This window comes from Dermacoccus sp. MPR-E5 (genome assembly GCF_058809565.1).
Window position 1 is genome coordinate 85,659 of the sequence record NZ_JBXASS010000006.1, and the last position, 16,753, is coordinate 102,411.

A 16,753-nucleotide genomic window follows, 5' to 3' on the forward strand; every position below is an offset into this window, starting at 1 on the left:
ATAGGTGCTCGCCGCCCGGCGCGGGTATCGTCGAGGTTCCGCCGCAGACACCCGCGACGCCGACAGGGGAGGCCACGCATGACCTCGCGCACGAGCCTCGCTGCCGGCACCCTCGCACTCTCCCTGCTGACCGGGTGCAGCGCCCTCACGACGCGCAGCGCCTCGAACCCCACCTCGAGTTCGACGACGAGCCCCGCCACCACGCCCGCGGCCCGGATGGCGCAGAGCGGCATCGCCGAGAAGGCCGGGGCTACGCCGCGCACGCAGTCGAAGGGTGGCGCGATGATCGTCGCCGGTGCGCACGCCGTCATCCCCTCCGGCATCGTGACGGCGAGTGAGCGCGCCGTCTCCGCCGTGCGCGGCCTCGACCGTCACGCCTCTGCGAACCCGTTGCTCGTCGTCGTGCCGCGCGACGACGCCGACTTCAAGAAGTACACGGGCACCGAGCCGGGCAGCCAGCTCGCGAGCACGGTGACGCGCGGCGGCACGTTGCCGTTCGTCGTCGTCGCGCCGTGGACGGTGCGTCACGCGAACGACGTGACGGCCCGCGAGACGCTCGCACACGAGGCGTTCCACGCCCTCACGCTCGAGAAGCTGCGCGAGACGCGGCCGCTGTGGCTGCTCGAGGGGTGGGCCGAGTACGTCGGCCAGAAGCTCGTCCCGCAGGCGCCGCACAAGCGCACCGACATCCGTCCGCATCTGCCGAGCGACGAGGAACTGCGCGGCGCGAACGCCGCCGACGCGTACTACGTGGCGTTCACGTTCGCGCGTTTCCTGCGCGACACGTACGGCAACGGCGCCGTCATGGCGTTCTACACCGACGCCGTCACGACGACGACCGACATCGAGACCCTCGCGCAGCGGCACTTCCACAAGGGCCTCACCCAGCTGGAGACCGACTACGACGCCTGGTACCCCACGTTCCGCTGAGCCGGATACCCTGCGACCATGCGCCTCGGAGTCATCGACGTCGGTTCCAACACCGTGCACCTGCTCGTCGTCGATGCGCACCCCGGCGCCCAGCCGTTGCCCGCGATGTCGCACAAGCGCGTGCTGCGCCTGTCCGAACACGTCACCGCCGACGGCCTCATCGACGCATCCGGTATCGCCGATCTGACGCAGTTCGTCGGCGAATGCGTGACGATCGCCGAAGACGCCGGCATCCGCGAACTCATGTCGTTCGTGACGTCCGCGGTGCGCGAGGCGCCCAACGGTCAGGCCGTCCTCGATCATGTGCGTGAGCACACCGGCCAGGAGCTGCGCGTGCTGACGGGCGAGGAGGAGGCGCGCGTGACGTTCCTCGCCGCGCGCCGCTGGTTCGGCTGGTCGAGCGGGCGCCTGTTCGGCATCGACATCGGCGGCGGCTCGCTCGAACTCGCGACGGGTATCGACGAGACGCCCGACACCGCCGTCAGTCTGCCGCTGGGGGCCGGGCGCCTCACGCGTGAGCTGGCGGGCGATCCGCCGTCCGCGGAAGATCTGCGCGCCCTGCGCACGCGCGTGCGCGCCGAGATCGCCGGCGTCGCACGGGATCTGACGCGCTGGGGCACACCTGATCGCACCGTGGGCACGAGCAAGACGATCCGTTCCCTCGCGCGCCTGACGGGGGCCGCGCCGTCGAGTGACGGCCCGTTCGCGCCGCGCTCGCTCGCCCGCGCAGGCCTTAGCGACCTCGTCCCCCGACTCGCGGCGATGACGGCGACCGAACGCGCGCAGCTGCCCGGCGTCAGCGTCGAACGCAGCGCGCAGGTGCTCGCCGGTGCCGTCGTCATCGAGGCGACGATGGATCTGTTCGACGTCGACTCCCTCGACGTGTGCCCCTGGGCGTTGCGCGAGGGGCTCATCCTGCGCCGATTGGACGCGCTGGCGTGAGCATCCGCGTCGGTCTGTCCACCGCGTCGTGCTACCCGTTGAGCACGGCGGCGGCCTTCCGCATCGCAGCCGAACTCGGCTACGACGGCGTCGAGGTCATGGTCTGGACCGAACCGGCGAGCCAGGACGCGCGGGCCCTGCACGAGCTGTCCGAACGTCACGGCGTGCCGATCCTGTCGATCCACGCCCCGACGCTGTTGCTCACGCAACGCGTCATGGGCAACGAGCCGTGGGGCAAGATCGACCGTTCCGTCGACCTGGCGCGCGACGTGGGAGCCGGCACGGTCGTCCTGCACCCGCCGTTCCGGTGGCAGAAGGAGTACGCGACGGGGTTCGTCGACGGCGTCGCGCAACGCGAGGCCCGCCACCCGGAGATCAAGCTCGCCGTCGAGAACATGTTCCCGTGGCGCGCTCGCGGACGCGAGGTGCAGGCGTACCTGCCCCATTGGGATCTGCGGCGCAACCACTACGCGCACACGACGCTCGACCTGTCGCACACGGCGACGTCCGGCAGCGACGCCATCGCCGTTGCCGAAGAACTCGGCGATCGCCTCAGCCACATGCACCTCGCCGACGGGCTCGGCTCCTACAAGGACGAGCACCTCGTTCCGGGGCGCGGCACGCAGCCGTGCGCGCAGATGCTCGAGATGCTCGCGCGTGACGGATTCGGCGGGGCCGTCGTCGTCGAGGTCGGCACGCGACGCCTGTCCGACGAAGACCGGCTCGTCGACCTCGCCGAGGCGCTCGCGTTCGCGCGGATGCACCTCGCGATCGGGGCCGGACGCATCAGTTCGCCGTTCTGACGAACCCGCCCCGTGCGGAGCCGCGAGACGGTGTGCTGACGCACGGGTGGGCCACGTAGGCTGGGTCGAAACGTCGACGAAGGAGGTGGCGCCGATGCCGAAGTACTCGTTCGGTCCGCGTCTGCCCGCAGCCACGTCGAAGGTCGTCTCGGCGGCGTCGCGTGGGCCGATCGCGCGCGCCGCGGCGAAGTCGCTCGTCGCCGGTGAGAGCATCGACGACGCCATCCGCGTCACCGACGAACTCACGAGCGCAGCAGCCGGCACTACCGCTGAAAGCCCCGACGAACAATCCCGTATCTCGTGGCGCCCGCTGCTCGTGCCGCCGGCGAGCACGGACGACCTGCTCACCGTCCAGGCCGACACGATCGGCGCAGTGAGCGCGCTCGCCGCGAGCGGCGCGCCGTCACCGGATCTGACGATCGACGTCGGCACGTTCGGCGTCTTCGCCGATGACGTCTCGGGCGGCGTCCTCATCAACAGTCTGCGCGAGGTCGGGCAGGCCGCGCGCAACGCGGGGGTGACGCTGACGCTCACCGTCACCGACCCCCTCTACATCCAGGCCGTCTACGTGCTCGGCGACGAACTGCGCCAGGATTTTCCGGAGACCGGCATCGTGCTGCCCACCCGCCTGCGCGGCGCGTCCGACGACCTGAGCGACCTCGCCACGAACGGGCGTCGCGTGCGTCTGACGACGGAACGCCTCGACGCCGCGCTCGGCATGACATCGGCGCGCGAGAGCGGCAACGCGTTCGTCGACATCACGAAGGCGCTGCTCGACGCGCAGGCCGTCACGGCTTTCGACACCGACGACGCGCTGCTGCTCGACATCGCCGCCTCCCTCGTGCGCCGCCACGACGCGCAGGGCGCCGAGGTCGTCACCCCGCTCGGCATCACGGCCTCGACCCACCACGATGACGCCTTCGCGCGCCGCGTCGTCGTCCCGTACGGCCCGATGTGGTCGACATACGTCGCGAGCGCGCTCGCGGGGCGGCCGTCGTTGGCACTGACGCTGCCCAACCCCGTTCGACGCAGGAGATGACATGACGAAGTCCGCCCGCCGCATCGCGTTCATCGGCACCGGCAACATGAACGAGGCCGTCATGGCCGGCGCTCTCGCAGGCGGTTTCGACGCGGATGACGTCGTCGCCACGTCGCGTCGCGTCGAGCGTGGCACGCAGTTGCGCGAGAAGTACGGCGTCGCGACGATGACGTCGAACCCCGACGCCGTCGCGGGCGCCGAGACGGTCGTGCTCGGCGTGAAGCCGTACCAGCTCGACGACGTGCTCGAGGAGATCGGCTCGCATCTCGCGGACGGCGCCGTCGTCGTCAGCCTCGCCGTGGGGCGATCGACCATCTCGCTCGAGGAGCACCTGCCCGACGGCGCCGCGGTCGTGCGCGTCATGCCGAACACTCCCGCGATGGTCGGGGCGGGCATGCACGCGGTGACGCCCGGCGCACACTGCGACGACGACCAACTGGCGCGCGCGAAGACGCTCCTCGCCGCGTCGGGCGATGTCATCACGGTCGCCGAGAAGGACCACGACGCCGTGACGGCGGTCTCCGGCAGCGGCCCGGCGTACCTGTTCTACCTCGCCGACGCGATGATCGAGGCGGGCGTCCTGCTCGGCCTGCAGCGCGATGTCGCGCACCGGCTCGCCGTTCAGACGATCGTCGGCGCGGGCACGATGCTCGCGGAGTCGGGGGAGTCGCCCGTCCAGCTGCGAGAGAAGGTCTCGAGCCCCGGCGGCACCACGATCACGGCGCTCGCCGAACTCGACCAGCGGGCCGTGCGCGCGGCGATGGTGGCGGCGATGAAGGCCTGCCACGACAAGTCTGCGTCGATGGGTTGAGCTCGTAGGGCTCGATCGGCGGGAAGAACCAGCAGGGAAGAATCAACACGGCTGAATCAGTGGGGCGTGTCGTTCGTGCGACGCTTCGGCGCTTCCTCGACTCGCTTCCGTCCGCCCCTCGATCGCTCGTTCACCCGATGTTCACCCATCCAAGAACGTTGACGGGCAAGCAGATTGCGCGCCTCATCGCGGCCGCTGCTCCCGGCATCCGGCGCACGGCACCCCCAGCGCCCATCGGCTCAGCCAAACGTGGTTCGATATGCGTATGACTGCGTTGACTGTACGAACCCTTGGCGAAGACGACTGGCAGATCTACCGCGACGTTCGCCTGAGCGCTCTGGAGGAGTCGCCCGAGGCCTTCGCGGCGTCGTCGTCCGCCGAGAAGCAGCTCGACGAGAGCGCGTGGCGTCGACGCATGGCGCGTGCGCGCCGCATCCTCGCGACCGACGAGAACGGCGACAAGGTCGGCGTCGTCTCGCTGCGCAGCGATGTGCGTGACGACGAGGAGTCGCCGTACGGCGAGCTGTTCGGCCTGTGGGTCACACCCGACGCGCGTGGCACGGGCGTCGCCGTCGCGCTGCTCGAAGCTGTTCTCGAGCAGGCGCGCAAGGAGAGCCTGGGCGCCGTCATCTACTGGGTCGGCACCGACAACGCGCGTGGTGTGGCGTTCGCGTCGAGCCGCGGTTTCCTGCCGACCGAGCACCGTCGTCCGATGAACCCGAACTCGTCCGACACCGAGTCCGAGGAAGAGGCTGCGTTCGTCTACCCGCTCGGTGCCGACGAGACCTCCATCCCGAGCGACGTCCTCGACGCGCGTCACTGACGTCATGCCCCACCCGACCCTCGTCATCTGGGACGCCGCGCTGACGCGGTACGACTTCGGTGAGGGTCACCCGATGAACCCTCTGCGGCTCGCGCTGACTGCGCGCCTCGCGGAGGGTCTCGGCGTTCTGGGGCATGTCGACGTCGAGGCGCCACGCCTGCCAGACGGAAGCGACGAGTTCCTCCTCAGCGTCCACTCGCGCGCGTACGTCGACGCTGTCATGGCCGCATCGGCGAACCCGGCGGACGCCGATACGTCGTTCGGTCTGGGCACGGAGGACGACCCGGCGTTCGTCGGCATGCACGACGTCTCCGCGCTCATCGCGGCCGGTACGCTGCGCGCCGTCCAGGCCGTGCACACCGGTGAGTACGAGCACGCAGTCAACTTCACCGGCGGCCTGCACCACGCGATGCCCGTCGCGGCGAGCGGTTTCTGCATCTACAACGACGCGGCGATCGGCATCCAGTGGTTGCTCGATCAGGGCGTCGAGCGCGTCGCGTACGTCGACATCGACGTCCACCACGGCGACGGCGTCGAGAAGACGTTCTGGAACGACCCGCGCGTGCTGACGATCTCGATCCACGAGTCGGGCACCGTGCTGTTCCCCGGCACCGGCTTCGCCCGCGACTGCGGCGGGCCCGAGGCCGAGGGCATGGCCGTCAACGTGTCGCTGCCGCCCGGCACCGGCGACGCCGAGTGGCTGCGCGCGCTGCACGCCGTCGTCCACCCTGTCGTGACGGCCTTCGCGCCGCAGGTGCTCGTCACCCAGCACGGTTGCGACTCGCACTACTCCGACCCGCTCGCGCACATGGTGCTGACGGTCGACGCGCAGAAGATGGCGCATCAGTCGCTGCACCAGCTCGCGCACGATGTGTGCGACGGGCGCTGGGTCGCGCTCGGCGGCGGCGGGTACGAGCTCGTCGACGTCGTCCCGCGCTCGTGGACGCACCTGACGGCCATCGCCGCCGATCACCCGATCCCGCTCGAGACGCCGACGCCGGACGAGTGGCGCCGCCACGTCGAGGCCATCACGGGGCGCACGGCGCCGACGAAGATGGGTGACGGTGTCGCCGAGAACGACGACGTGTGGTTCCAGTCGTGGGCCTCCGGCATGCATCCCGAGTCGCAGGTCGACCAGGCCGTCATGGCGACACGCGAAGCCGTCTTCCCGCATCATGGCCTGGACGTCTGGTTCGACTGACGTCCACCTTGCCCGGCAGTGACGACCCGTGGGCGATGGGCGCGAGCGCCACGACGGGACGTCGAAGCACTCGCCGGTGAACGGCGCGTCACCCCCACGAGTCGCGCAGCAAAACAGCAGACGATACGATGGCTCAGATATTCCCGTGGCCGACCCACCTCGCGGTGGGGCAGGAACGCACCGGCGAATGTCGGCACGGGCATCGCCAAGGACAACAGGTAAGGAACGGTTCACTCATGGGCTCCGTCATCAAGAAGCGCCGCAAGCGCATGGCCAAGAAGAAGCACCGCAAGCTGCTTCGCAAGACGCGTCACCAGCGTCGCAACAAGAAGTGACCTGATCACTCTTGACGCTCCAGGCCCCTGCCGCCCCGCGGCAGGGGCCTGTTGCATGCTCGGGGCATGCTCCTAGGCTGATGCGATGAACGTCTCCCCGCTGCGACGCGCTCTCGGACACACCCCCGATGATGCTGTGAGAAGAATCACCCTCATCACCAAGCCCGGCTGCCACCTGTGCGACGACGCGCGCGCCGTCGTCGAGAAGGTCGCCGCCGAGACGGGCGCCGAGGTGGAGGAGATCGACATGCTCGAGCACCCCGATCTCGTGGCGAGGTATGCCGAGCAGATCCCCGTCACGCTGGTCGACGGCAAGCAGCACGACTACTGGCGCGTCGACGAGGATCGGCTGCGCCGCGCCGTCACGGGCGGGCGCAGGCGGAGGTAGGGACCAAGGTCCCGTCGCGTCCAAATGGCACTCATTCCGCGTCATCACGCGGACGTGAACGACGTCACGCCACTTTGTGCCTCGGTGCACAAGGTCTAAGCTCGGGGGGTCCCGCGAACGCCTGTGCGGGCGTTTGGTATACGCGCCCCGCACCGCGAAGTGAGCGCGTGAGCCCCGAGGAAAGGCCGTAGCTGCCGTGAGCACCGAGCACGTAGAGCGCCGGGAGATTCCCGACGCCACCGTGAATCGGCTACCGGTGTATCTACGCGTGCTCAACGAGCGCGCCGCGGTGGGGCAGGAGCGAATCTCCTCCGAGGCGCTCGCCGAGCAGGCCGGGGTCTCCTCCGCCAAGCTGCGCAAGGATCTGTCGGCCCTCGGCTCGTACGGCGTGCGCGGTGTCGGCTACGACATCGTCACCCTCGCCGACCACGTCGCCGGCGCTCTTGGCCTCGAGCGCGAGTGGTCCGTCGCCATCGTCGGCATGGGCAACCTCGGGCGTGCGCTCGCGACGTACGGCGGCATCGGCGTCAAGGGCTTCGACATCAAGTGGCTCATCGACGACGACCCGCGCGTCGTCGGCACGGACGTCGGCGGCCGCGTCATCGTCCCGTTCGAGGCGCTGCGACCCGAGCCGGGCGAGGGCGTCATCGGCATCATCGCGACGCCCGCCACCGCGGCGCAGCAGGTCGCCGACCGCCTCGTCGTCGCCGGCGTGCGCAGCATCCTCAACTTCGCCCCCACCGTCCTGACCGTGCCCGCCGACGTGCAGGTGCGCGGCGTCGACATGGCGGGCGAACTCCAGATCCTCGCGTTCCGTGAGCAGCACTCACGCCTCGCCCGCTCTCGCACCACGAAGGAGCTCCTGGCATGAGCGTCATCGTCCTCGGCCTGTCCCACCGCTCGGCGCCACTCGCCGTGCTGGAGCGCGCCTCTCTCGACCCCGCAGGTCAGCAGGCGCTGCTCGAGCGGCTGCTCGCGGGGGAGAACGTCGACGAGCCGATCGTGCTGTCGACGTGCAACCGCGTCGAGGTGTACGCCGATGCGACGACGTTCCACGGCGCCGTCACCGAGATCGGTGAGGCGCTCGCTGCCGCGACGGGTGTCGGCCTCGGCGAGCTGCGTGAACACCTCTACGTCCACTTCGACGAACGCGCCGTCGCGCACCTGTTCAACGTCGCCGCCGGCCTCGACTCACTCGCGGTGGGGGAGAGCCAGATCCTCGCCCAGCTGCGCGAGAGCCTGCGTGAGGGGCAGCGCTCCGGGCGCATCGGCCCCGTCATGTCGCGCCTCGTGCAGCAGGCGCTGCGCGTCGGCAAGCGCGTGCACTCCGAGACGGGCATCGACACCGTCAGCCGCTCCCTCGTCGAGCGCGCCCTCGACCTGTCGGGCAACATGCTCGGCGACCTGACGGGTGTGCGCGCCGTCGTCGTCGGGGCGGGCGCGATGAGCTCCCTCGCCACCCACACGCTCGTGCGTCACGGTCTTGGCGAGGTGACGGTCGTCAACCGCACGTTCGACGCCGCCCGCCGCCTCGCCGACGCCGCCGGCTGCGCCGCGCGCCCCATCGACGAACTGCCTGACGCCCTCGCCGCGGCCGACCTCGTCGTGTCGTGCACCGGCGCCGTTGGCCACGTCATCGACGCGACGCTCGCGGCTCGCGCGAATCCTGAAGGGCGCCCCCAGGTCTACGTCGACCTCGCGCTGCCGCGCGACGTCGCCGACGAGGTCTCCTGCGTGCGCGGCGTCGCCGTGCTCGGCCTCGGCGACCTCGGCCCGCAGGTCGAGGGCGAGCCCGGCGCGGAGGCGGAGATCAAGGCCGTCCAGGACCTCGTGACGAGCGAGGTCGCCGCCTACGTCGTCGCGCGCCGCGCCGAGCGCGTCGCCCCGACCGTCGCGGCGCTGCGCGCCAACGCCGCCGACATCGTCGCCGCCGAGTTGAGCCGCCTCGACAGCCGCGTCGACCTCGACGAGACGACTCGCGCGCAGGTGCAGCTGACGGTGCACCGCGTCGTCGAGAAACTCCTGCACACGCCCACGGTGCGGGTGAAAGAACTTGCCAGCCAGGGTGGTGCTGTCGGTGAGAGTGATTACGCCGCAGTGCTCTCCGCCCTCTTCGACCTCGACCCCGCGCAGACGCGCGTCGTCACGGTTCCCCCGGAGATGCCATGAACAGCCAAGCAGCCGACGCCGCGCCGATCCGCCTGGGCACCCGACGCAGCCACCTCGCGATGACGCAGTCGACGTGGGTGGCCGAACAGTTGCGCGCGCACGGCCACGCCGTCGAGATCGTCGAGATCACGACCGAGGGCGACGTCAACCGCGCCTCGCTGGCGCAGATGGGCGGCACGGGCGTGTTCGCCGCCGCCATCCGCCGCGCACTGCTCGAGGATGAGGTCGACATGGCCGTGCACTCGCTCAAGGACCTGCCCGTCGCGCCCGAACCGGGCCTCGTGATCGCCGGCATCCCCGTGCGCGAGGACCCGCGCGACGCCCTCGTCGCCCGTGACGGTCTGACGCTCGGCGAACTGCCCGCAGGCGCCGTCGTCGGCACTGGTTCGCCGCGACGTGCCGCGCAGCTGCAGGCGCTCGGGCTCGGCTTCGAGATCCGCGACATCCGCGGCAACATCGACACGCGCATGGGCTACGTGACGAGCGGAGAACTCGACGGCGTCATCCTGGCGCGCGCCGGGCTGACGCGTGTCGAACGCACCGGCGCCATCAGCGAGACGATCGACCCGCTGCAGATGCTGCCCGCCCCCGGCCAGGGCGCGCTCGGGCTCGAATGCCGCGAGGGTGACGCACGCGTCATCGCCGCGCTCGCGGAGCTCGACGACGCCGACACGCGCGCCGCCGTCACCGCCGAGCGCGCCGTGCTCGGCGCCCTCGAAGCCGGCTGCGCGGCACCCGTCGGCGCGCTCGCGGAGATCGTCGAAGAGCCCGACGGCTCGCTCGAGATCTCACTGCGCGCCTTCGTCGGTGCGCCCGACGGTTCGTTCGAGCTGCGCCGCAGCGACGTTGGCTCCTACGACAACCCGGCCGCCGTCGGGGAGGCGCTCGCCCGCACGCTGCTCGACGACGGCGCGGGCGCAGTGATCCCGCCGCGCGAGGCACCGAATCCCACGACGAGCACGAAGGAGGCAGGCGCATGAGCACCGACCAGCACCACGCGAGGGTGGCCTTCGTCGGCGCGGGCCCGGGCGACCCGGGCCTGTTGACGATGCGCGCCGCGCGCCTCATCGAGAACGCGGACGCGGTGATCTTCGACCAGATCTGCGGTGAGCGCTTCGTCGCGCCGTTCGTGCGCGACGAGGTCGAACTCGTCGACGCCGGCTACGGCGACGCGGGCGCGCAGCTCACCACCGCGAGCCGCGCGAAGCTCGTCGTCAAGACTGCGAAATCCGTTGCAGCGCAGCATGATGACGCCGACAGCTCGGCTCGAGGTGGCGAGCAGCCGCTCGTCGTGCGCCTCATGGACGGCGACCCGTCGACGTTCCACGGCCTCGCCGAAGAAGCGCTCGCGTGCTCCAAGGCGGGCATCGACTTCGAGATCGTCCCGGGCGTCTCGGCCGTCTCCGCGGTGCCCGCGTACGCGGGCGTGCCGCTGACGGACGCGAAGGCGCGCACCGTCCACGTCGTCACCGCAGGCGACCCGAAGATCAACTGGGCGCGTTCGATCGACGCGTGCATCACCGTCGTCGTGCTCGGCCAGGCCGACGCGCTCAAGACGTCGCTGTGCGAACTGCGTGAGGCCGGCCGACGGGGCAACACGCCCGTCGCACTGACGGAGAACGGCACGACGATCACGCAGTCGACGGTGACGACGACGCTGGACGAGGTGCCCGCCGTGCTCAAGCGATCCTCGTTCGACGGGCCCGTCATGGCGATCGTCGGCTCGACGGTCGCGCACCGCGACCTGCTGTCGTGGTGGGAGAACAAGCCGCTGTTCGGTTGGAACGTGCTCGTACCGCGCACGAAGGAGCAGTCGGGTTCGATGATCGAGCGTCTCGCGACGCACGGCGCAACGAGCACCGTCGTGCCGACGATCAGCGTCGAACCGCCGCGCACGCCGCAGCAGATGGAGAAGGCCGTCAAGGGCCTCGTCACGGGGCGCTACGAGTGGGTCGGATTCACGTCCGTCAACGCCGTGCGCGCCGTGCGCGAGAAGTTCGCCGAGTTCGGGCTCGACGTGCGCGCGTTCGCGGGCGTCAAGATCGCGGCCGTCGGCGGGGTGACGGCGAACGCGCTGCGCGAGTGGGGCCTCGAGGCCGACCTGACGCCGTCGGGTGAGCAGTCGGCACAGGGTCTGCTCGAGGTGTGGGCCGACTACGACGAGGATCTCGACCCGATCAACCGCGTCTTCCTGCCGCGCGCCGACATCGCGACGGACACGCTCGTCGCGGGCCTCGAGGAGATGGGCTGGGAGGTCGACGACGTCACCGCGTACCGCACGGTGCGCGCGGCCCCGCCCGCGCCGGAGGTGCGTGAGGCGATCAAGTCGGGCAAGTTCGACGCCGTGTGCTTCACGTCGAGTTCGACGGTACGCAACCTCGTCGGCATCGCCGGCAAGCCGCACACGTCGACGGTCGTCGCGTGCATCGGCCCGGCGACGGCGAAGACCGCCGAGGAGCACGGGCTGCGCGTCGACGTCGTCGCGCCCGAGGCGTCGGCGGCGTCCCTCGTCGACGCTCTCGCCGGCTACGGCCGGTCGCTGGCCCACGAGGCCGCGGAGTCTGGGGAGAAGGTACGCCGCCCGAGCGATCGACGCGGGGCGGCCCGACGAAAGGTGAAGGCCTGATGGGTAGCTACGATCTGACGCACCGTCCGCGGCGGCTGCGCACGTCGCCGGTGATGCGCGACATGGTCGCCGAGACGGTCGTCTCGCCGTCCGACCTCATCCTGCCGGTGTTCGTGCGCGAGAACGCTTCGGAGAACACGCCGATCGCGTCGATGCCGGGCGTCGTGCAGCACACGCTCGACTCGCTCGTCGCGGAGGCGAAGCGCGCGCGTGACGCCGGCATCGCAGGCGTCATGCTGTTCGGCGTGCCGGAGTCGAAGGACGCCGTGGGTTCGGGTGCGCTCGATCCTGACGGCATCCTCAACGTCGGGCTGCGTGCCGTGCGTGACGCCGTGGGTGACGACCTGCTCGTCATGGGTGATCTGTGCCTCGACGAGTTCACCGACCATGGTCACTGCGGGGTTCTCGACGACGCGGGTCGGGTCGACAACGACGCGACGCTCGACGTGTACGCGCAGATGGCGGTGGCGCAGGCGCAGGCCGGTGCGCATGTGCTCGCGCCGAGCGGCATGATGGACGGCCAGATCGGTGTCATCCGTGCGGCGCTCGATCTGTCGGGGCACGACGACGTCGCCGTCATGGCGTACTCGGCGAAGTACGCGTCGGCGGCGTACGGCCCGTTCCGTGAGGCCGTGCAGAGTTCGTTGCAGGGTGATCGCGCGACGTATCAGCAGGATCCGCGCAACCGCACCGAGTCGTTGCGTGAGGCGATGCTCGACGAGGAGCAGGGCGCCGACATTCTCATGGTGAAGCCCGCGCTGCCGTACCTGGACGTGTTGTCGGACGTCGCGGCTGCCGCGACGGTGCCGGTCGCGGCGTATCAGGTGTCGGGTGAGATGGCGATGATCGAGGCGGCTGCAGCGAACGGTTGGATCGATCGTGAGCGCATGATCCGCGAGTCGTTGACGTGCATCAAGCGTGCCGGCGCGTCGATCATCTTGACGTACTACGCGCTGACGATCTAGCTCGGTGGGGCCTGAGCTTGCGAAGGTTCCAGCGAGCGTTGAGGAAGCGCGTCAAAAAAATCGTGCGATGGCGATCTGGCTCGGTGAGGCCTGAGCTTGCGAAGGTTCCAGCGAGCGTTGAGGAAGCGCGTCAAAAAAATCGTGCGCTGGCGATCTGGCTCGGTGGGGCCTGAGCTTGCGAAGGTTTTAACGAGCGTTGAGGAAGCGCGTCAAAAGATCGTGCGCTGGCGATCTGACGCGTGCTGACGACCGATCGGGCGCCCAGCCCATCGCGTCACGCATGACGAGAGGCCACGAGTTGTTGCTCGTGGCCTCTCGCGCTTCCCGTCCCAGGTGCGACTGTATCGCATCTGACGAGGTATGCCTTAGTTGCGACTTCGTCGCAGGTGGATAGCGTGGGGTCATGGCTGACTACTCGCTCCCGGAACTTCCCTACGACTACGCAGCTCTCGAGCCCTACATCTCGGGCGAGATCATGGAGTTGCACCACGACAAGCACCACGCGACGTACGTCAAGGGCATCAACACGGCCGTCGACCAGCTGTCGGAGATGCGTGACAAGGAGGAGTTCACGTTCCTCGGCACGCTGGAGAAGAACCTGGCGTTCCACCTCGGTGGCCACGTCAATCACTCGGTGTTCTGGACGAACATGTCGCCTGACGGTGGTGACAAGCCCGTTGGTGATCTCGCGGCTCGTATCGACGCCGACTTCGGTTCGCTCGACAAGTTCCGCGCGCAGTTCGAGGCCAACGCCCTCGGTGTGCAGGGTGCCGGCTGGTCGGTGCTGACGTGGGACATGGTCGCGCAGAAGCTGTACATCGTTCAGCACTTCGACCACCAGGGCAACGTGCCGATCTGCATGGTTCCGCTGCTCATGCTCGACATGTGGGAGCACTCCTACTACCTGCAGTACAAGAACGACAAGGCGACGTTCGTCAAGCAGTGGTGGAACATCGTCAACTGGGCTGACGTGCAGGCGCGTTTCGAGAAGGCGTCGAAGCAGACGCCCGGTCTCATCGTCTGACCGCTGCATCAGTCATCGACGCAAGGGTTGAGGAGGTTCGCGCTCCAGGGGGGGCGCGAACCTCCTCAACCCTTGTCGGCGTCTGCGGCTGTCATTCCCGGCGGTGACGATCGTGGGCGTCATCGTGAGGTGGGGGAGGCCCCAGGGTGGGCCGGCGTCGATGGCGCCGGGCGCGGCGCGCGCGTCAGGCTGGATCCATGACTGTGGAGCGAGTGAGTGCAACGCAGGTGGCGGCTGACCTGGCCGTGGCCTCGTGCGGCGTCGTCGGCCGCGTTCAGTTGCGCGAGCGAGGCGTCGAGCGTCACTACGTGCGTACGCTCGTGCGCCGGGATGCTGCGGGCCCGCGAAAGGCGCGGTTCGGCCTGGCGACGGCGTGAGTGAGCATCGTGTTCGCCACGTGCCGCCGCTGCACGCCCCTCCCGTTCCGCGAGCGCGCGAGGACGTCGCAGCCATTCGTGCCGCCTCTTTCGCCGCCACGGATCACGCGGCCGGGGCGCTGCTCGCGATGACGGTGCAACAGCGCCTCACCACACCTGAGTGGCTCTCTACGGCGTCGCAGATGCACCCCACGCTGCGGCGACGACGTGCCATCGCCGGGTTCATCCGCGACATCGGCGGTGGGTCGCAATCCATCGACGAACTCGCCTTCGTCGCGCACCCGCGTCGACGCCGGTCTCCACTGCCGGATCGTCAGGTCGTGCGCCAGGGCCCCGACGGGGGCTGGTACCTCGATGCACGCTGGAACGCCGACGGCCGCGTCGCCGAGATCGACGGCGCACACCACCAGGGCGGCGCCAACCCGATCACCGACGCACTGCGGCAGAACGCCGTCGCCCTCCACGGCGATCGCGTCCTGCGCGTTCCCGACATCGGCCTGCGCAGCGACCCTGATGCGTTCCTCGACCAGATCGAAGCCGCACTCATCGACGCAGGGGTTGTGGAGGTTCGTGCTCCATGAAGCACGAACCTCCACAACCCCTGTGGTTGCTTGATCGTCGTCAGGCCTTTTTCCGGGCCTGACTCCTCAACGCTCGCTTCGGCAGGATCCTCGCATGACATGCGCGTTCGTCCGCGCCGCGCTCGACGAATACGACGCTGCGGTCCTACCTACGCTCGCTTGATCGTCGTCAGGCCTTTTTCCGGGCCTGACTCCTCAACGCTCGCTTCGGCAGGATCCTCGCTTGACATGCGCGGTCGTCCGCGCCCGGCGCGGGTGAAGCCATCCTCGCTTCGCTGCGGTGACTCCACCCGCGCCGTGCTCGACGAACACGACGCTGCGGTCCTACCTACGCTCGCTTGATCGTCGTCAGGCCTTCGTGAACTCGAGGTCGAGGTTGATCTTGATCTTCTCGCTGATCAGGACGCCGCCACCGTCGAGGGGAGCGTTGAACGTCATGCCGAAGTCGTTGCGGTTGATCTCACCCGACGCCTCGAAACCGGCGCGCGTGGCGCCCCACGGGTCGGTCGCGACACCGTTGAAGTCGTACGAGAACGTGACGGGCTTCGTCACATCCTTGATCGTCAGGTCACCCGTGATCTCGTCGTCCGTGATCTGCGTGGCCTTGAACGTCATCGTGGGGTAGGTCTCGACGTCGAAGAAGTCGCCCGACTTGACGTGCGCATCACGGTCGGCGCTGCCCGTGTCGAACGACGCGGTCTGCACGGTGAACTCGACGCTCGAATCCGAGATCGGGTCGGCGGCGACGACCGTCGCCGAGTAGTCGGTGAACTTGCCGCGCACCTTCGTCACCATGAGGTGACGGGCGACGAACGAGATCTCCGTGTGCGCCGGGTCGATGTTCCAGGTGCCGGTGGGGAGGGTGTTGAGGGAGGCCATGACGAGCCCCTTTCCTTCAGATCGTTGATGGTCGATGCACTCACCGTAGCGGAGCGTTGTTGAATGTTCAACTACATGCCCGGGGCGCGTATTCCATTCCACACCCCAACAGGGGGTTCGTGTGGAACTGACGGTGAACACCGGGAATACTAGGTCTGTTGAGGAAGCGGCTGCAGGAGAGGCGAGTAGCGTGACGCGAGGTGGCGAGACGGCGTGGTTGAGCGAGTCCGAGCAGGCTGCGTGGCGCCACTACCTGCGCGGCGCGCGGGCGCTCGAGACGGCGCTCGATCGTGAACTTCTCGCCCACGGCATGTCGCTGGCCGAGTACGAGATCCTCTCGATGCTCTCCGAATCGGAGGGTCGGCGCCTGCGCATGAGTGCGCTCGCGGCTATCGTCGTGCAGTCACGCAGCCGGCTGACGCATACCGCCAACCGCCTCGAACGGCGCGGCTGGGTCGAGCGTCAGCCCTGCCTCGACGACTCCCGCGGCGTCGAACTCGTCCTCACCGAGGACGGGTTGCAGGCCCTGCACGAGGCAGCCAAGGTGCACGTCGCGAGTGTGCGCGCCTTCATGGTCGACGTGATGCCCGCGCGTCAGTTCGCGAGCCTCGGGGATGCCATGCGCCGCGTCGGCGAGGCCGTCGAGGCCAGCGAGCGCTGACGACCGGAGCACGCCACCACCCCGCGCACGGTGTGTCGAGGCACCACCTGCCGCGCCCGGAGCGAGGAGGATGACGGGACGTTCCCTGCGACGGCGCGCACCGGCCGTCCCCGTCGCGGGTGCGACGACGCGACGCTGCTGTGGTGGGCCTCACGGGCCGTGAGGGGGCCGGCGTGGAGGGGATTGTCAGTGCGCGATG

19 protein-coding genes are annotated in these 16,753 nt (G+C 69.5%); 18 read left to right on the plus strand and 1 reads right to left on the minus strand.

Features of this window, described 5'->3' with window-relative positions; translation table 11 throughout:
* Positions 1 to 78 precede the first annotated feature (78 nt).
* The 17 genes from AC1RS9_RS06170 to AC1RS9_RS06250 all read left to right on the plus strand — a co-directional run bounded on the left by AC1RS9_RS06170 (position 79) and on the right by AC1RS9_RS06250 (position 15,014).
* Positions 79 to 930: a hypothetical protein gene (locus AC1RS9_RS06170; protein ID WP_131941669.1), complete on the plus strand. Its 852-nt coding sequence runs from the start codon at positions 79 to 81 to the stop codon at positions 928 to 930.
* Between the two features lie 18 nt (positions 931 to 948).
* Entirely contained in the window at positions 949 to 1,872 is a 924-nt protein-coding gene (locus AC1RS9_RS06175) for a Ppx/GppA family phosphatase (RefSeq protein ID WP_131941667.1), read from the plus strand.
* Positions 1,869 to 2,675 carry a sugar phosphate isomerase/epimerase family protein gene (locus tag AC1RS9_RS06180; RefSeq protein WP_131941665.1) on the plus strand — a complete coding sequence of 269 codons (807 nt, stop codon included), beginning with the start codon at positions 1,869 to 1,871 and terminating at the stop codon, positions 2,673 to 2,675. The genes AC1RS9_RS06175 and AC1RS9_RS06180 overlap by 4 nt, the downstream gene beginning before the upstream one ends.
* A 94-nt stretch (positions 2,676 to 2,769) precedes the next feature.
* Positions 2,770 to 3,714 carry a hypothetical protein gene (locus AC1RS9_RS06185; RefSeq protein ID WP_131941663.1) on the plus strand — a complete coding sequence of 315 codons (945 nt, stop codon included), beginning with the start codon at positions 2,770 to 2,772 and terminating at the stop codon, positions 3,712 to 3,714.
* A 1-nt stretch (position 3,715) separates the two neighbouring features.
* Positions 3,716 to 4,525, plus strand: coding sequence for a pyrroline-5-carboxylate reductase (gene proC, locus AC1RS9_RS06190; RefSeq protein ID WP_474916477.1), 810 nt, complete (start codon positions 3,716 to 3,718; stop codon positions 4,523 to 4,525).
* A gap of 265 nt (positions 4,526 to 4,790) precedes the next feature.
* Positions 4,791 to 5,348 carry a GNAT family N-acetyltransferase gene (locus tag AC1RS9_RS06195; RefSeq protein WP_038569450.1) on the plus strand — a complete coding sequence of 186 codons (558 nt, stop codon included), beginning with the start codon at positions 4,791 to 4,793 and terminating at the stop codon, positions 5,346 to 5,348.
* A gap of 4 nt (positions 5,349 to 5,352) precedes the next feature.
* Complete coding sequence (locus AC1RS9_RS06200; protein ID WP_074040214.1) at positions 5,353 to 6,549, plus strand: acetoin utilization protein AcuC; 1,197 nt, start codon at positions 5,353 to 5,355, stop codon at positions 6,547 to 6,549.
* Between the two features lie 236 nt (positions 6,550 to 6,785).
* Complete coding sequence (locus AC1RS9_RS06205; protein WP_003792170.1) at positions 6,786 to 6,884, plus strand: 30S ribosomal protein bS22; 99 nt, start codon at positions 6,786 to 6,788, stop codon at positions 6,882 to 6,884.
* Positions 6,885 to 6,969: 85 nt separating this feature from the next.
* The gene (locus tag AC1RS9_RS06210) at positions 6,970 to 7,272 is read left to right on the plus strand and encodes a glutaredoxin family protein (RefSeq protein WP_074040216.1); all 303 of its coding nucleotides are present in this window, start codon (positions 6,970 to 6,972) and stop codon (positions 7,270 to 7,272) included.
* 196 nt (positions 7,273 to 7,468) lie between these two features.
* Positions 7,469 to 8,143: a redox-sensing transcriptional repressor Rex gene (locus tag AC1RS9_RS06215; RefSeq protein WP_006943965.1), complete on the plus strand. Its 675-nt coding sequence runs from the start codon at positions 7,469 to 7,471 to the stop codon at positions 8,141 to 8,143.
* Entirely contained in the window at positions 8,140 to 9,441 is a 1,302-nt protein-coding gene (locus AC1RS9_RS06220) for a glutamyl-tRNA reductase (RefSeq protein ID WP_038569444.1), read from the plus strand. Before AC1RS9_RS06215 ends, AC1RS9_RS06220 begins: the two co-directional genes overlap by 4 nt.
* Complete coding sequence (gene hemC / locus AC1RS9_RS06225; RefSeq protein ID WP_062255978.1) at positions 9,438 to 10,421, plus strand: hydroxymethylbilane synthase; 984 nt, start codon at positions 9,438 to 9,440, stop codon at positions 10,419 to 10,421. Before AC1RS9_RS06220 ends, hemC begins: the two co-directional genes overlap by 4 nt.
* Positions 10,418 to 12,067, plus strand: a complete 1,650-nt coding sequence (locus AC1RS9_RS06230; RefSeq protein ID WP_492920870.1) for a bifunctional uroporphyrinogen-III C-methyltransferase/uroporphyrinogen-III synthase — start codon at positions 10,418 to 10,420, stop codon at positions 12,065 to 12,067. The genes hemC and AC1RS9_RS06230 overlap by 4 nt, the downstream gene beginning before the upstream one ends.
* Positions 12,067 to 13,032, plus strand: a complete 966-nt coding sequence (gene hemB, locus AC1RS9_RS06235; protein WP_006943473.1) for a porphobilinogen synthase — start codon at positions 12,067 to 12,069, stop codon at positions 13,030 to 13,032. Before AC1RS9_RS06230 ends, hemB begins: the two co-directional genes overlap by 1 nt.
* Positions 13,033 to 13,435: 403 nt before the next feature.
* On the plus strand, positions 13,436 to 14,056 hold the full coding sequence (locus tag AC1RS9_RS06240; protein ID WP_074040222.1) for a superoxide dismutase: 621 nt from the start codon (positions 13,436 to 13,438) through the stop codon (positions 14,054 to 14,056).
* 197 nt (positions 14,057 to 14,253) lie between these two features.
* Positions 14,254 to 14,433, plus strand: a complete 180-nt coding sequence (locus tag AC1RS9_RS06245) for a hypothetical protein (protein WP_131941659.1) — start codon at positions 14,254 to 14,256, stop codon at positions 14,431 to 14,433.
* Complete coding sequence (locus tag AC1RS9_RS06250; RefSeq protein WP_006943691.1) at positions 14,430 to 15,014, plus strand: putative endonuclease domain-containing protein; 585 nt, start codon at positions 14,430 to 14,432, stop codon at positions 15,012 to 15,014. The genes AC1RS9_RS06245 and AC1RS9_RS06250 overlap by 4 nt, the downstream gene beginning before the upstream one ends.
* 348 nt (positions 15,015 to 15,362) lie before the next feature.
* On the opposite strand, the gene AC1RS9_RS06255 is transcribed toward AC1RS9_RS06250, so the two are convergent.
* Positions 15,363 to 15,893, minus strand: a complete 531-nt coding sequence (locus AC1RS9_RS06255; RefSeq protein ID WP_239303274.1) for a YceI family protein — start codon at positions 15,891 to 15,893, stop codon at positions 15,363 to 15,365.
* Positions 15,894 to 16,083: 190 nt separating this feature from the next.
* On the opposite strand from AC1RS9_RS06255, the gene AC1RS9_RS06260 reads away from it, so the two are divergent.
* Positions 16,084 to 16,554 (plus strand): MarR family winged helix-turn-helix transcriptional regulator, encoded by a 471-nt coding sequence (locus tag AC1RS9_RS06260; protein WP_492920873.1) that lies wholly within the window; start codon positions 16,084 to 16,086, stop codon positions 16,552 to 16,554.
* Positions 16,555 to 16,753 lie beyond the last annotated feature (199 nt).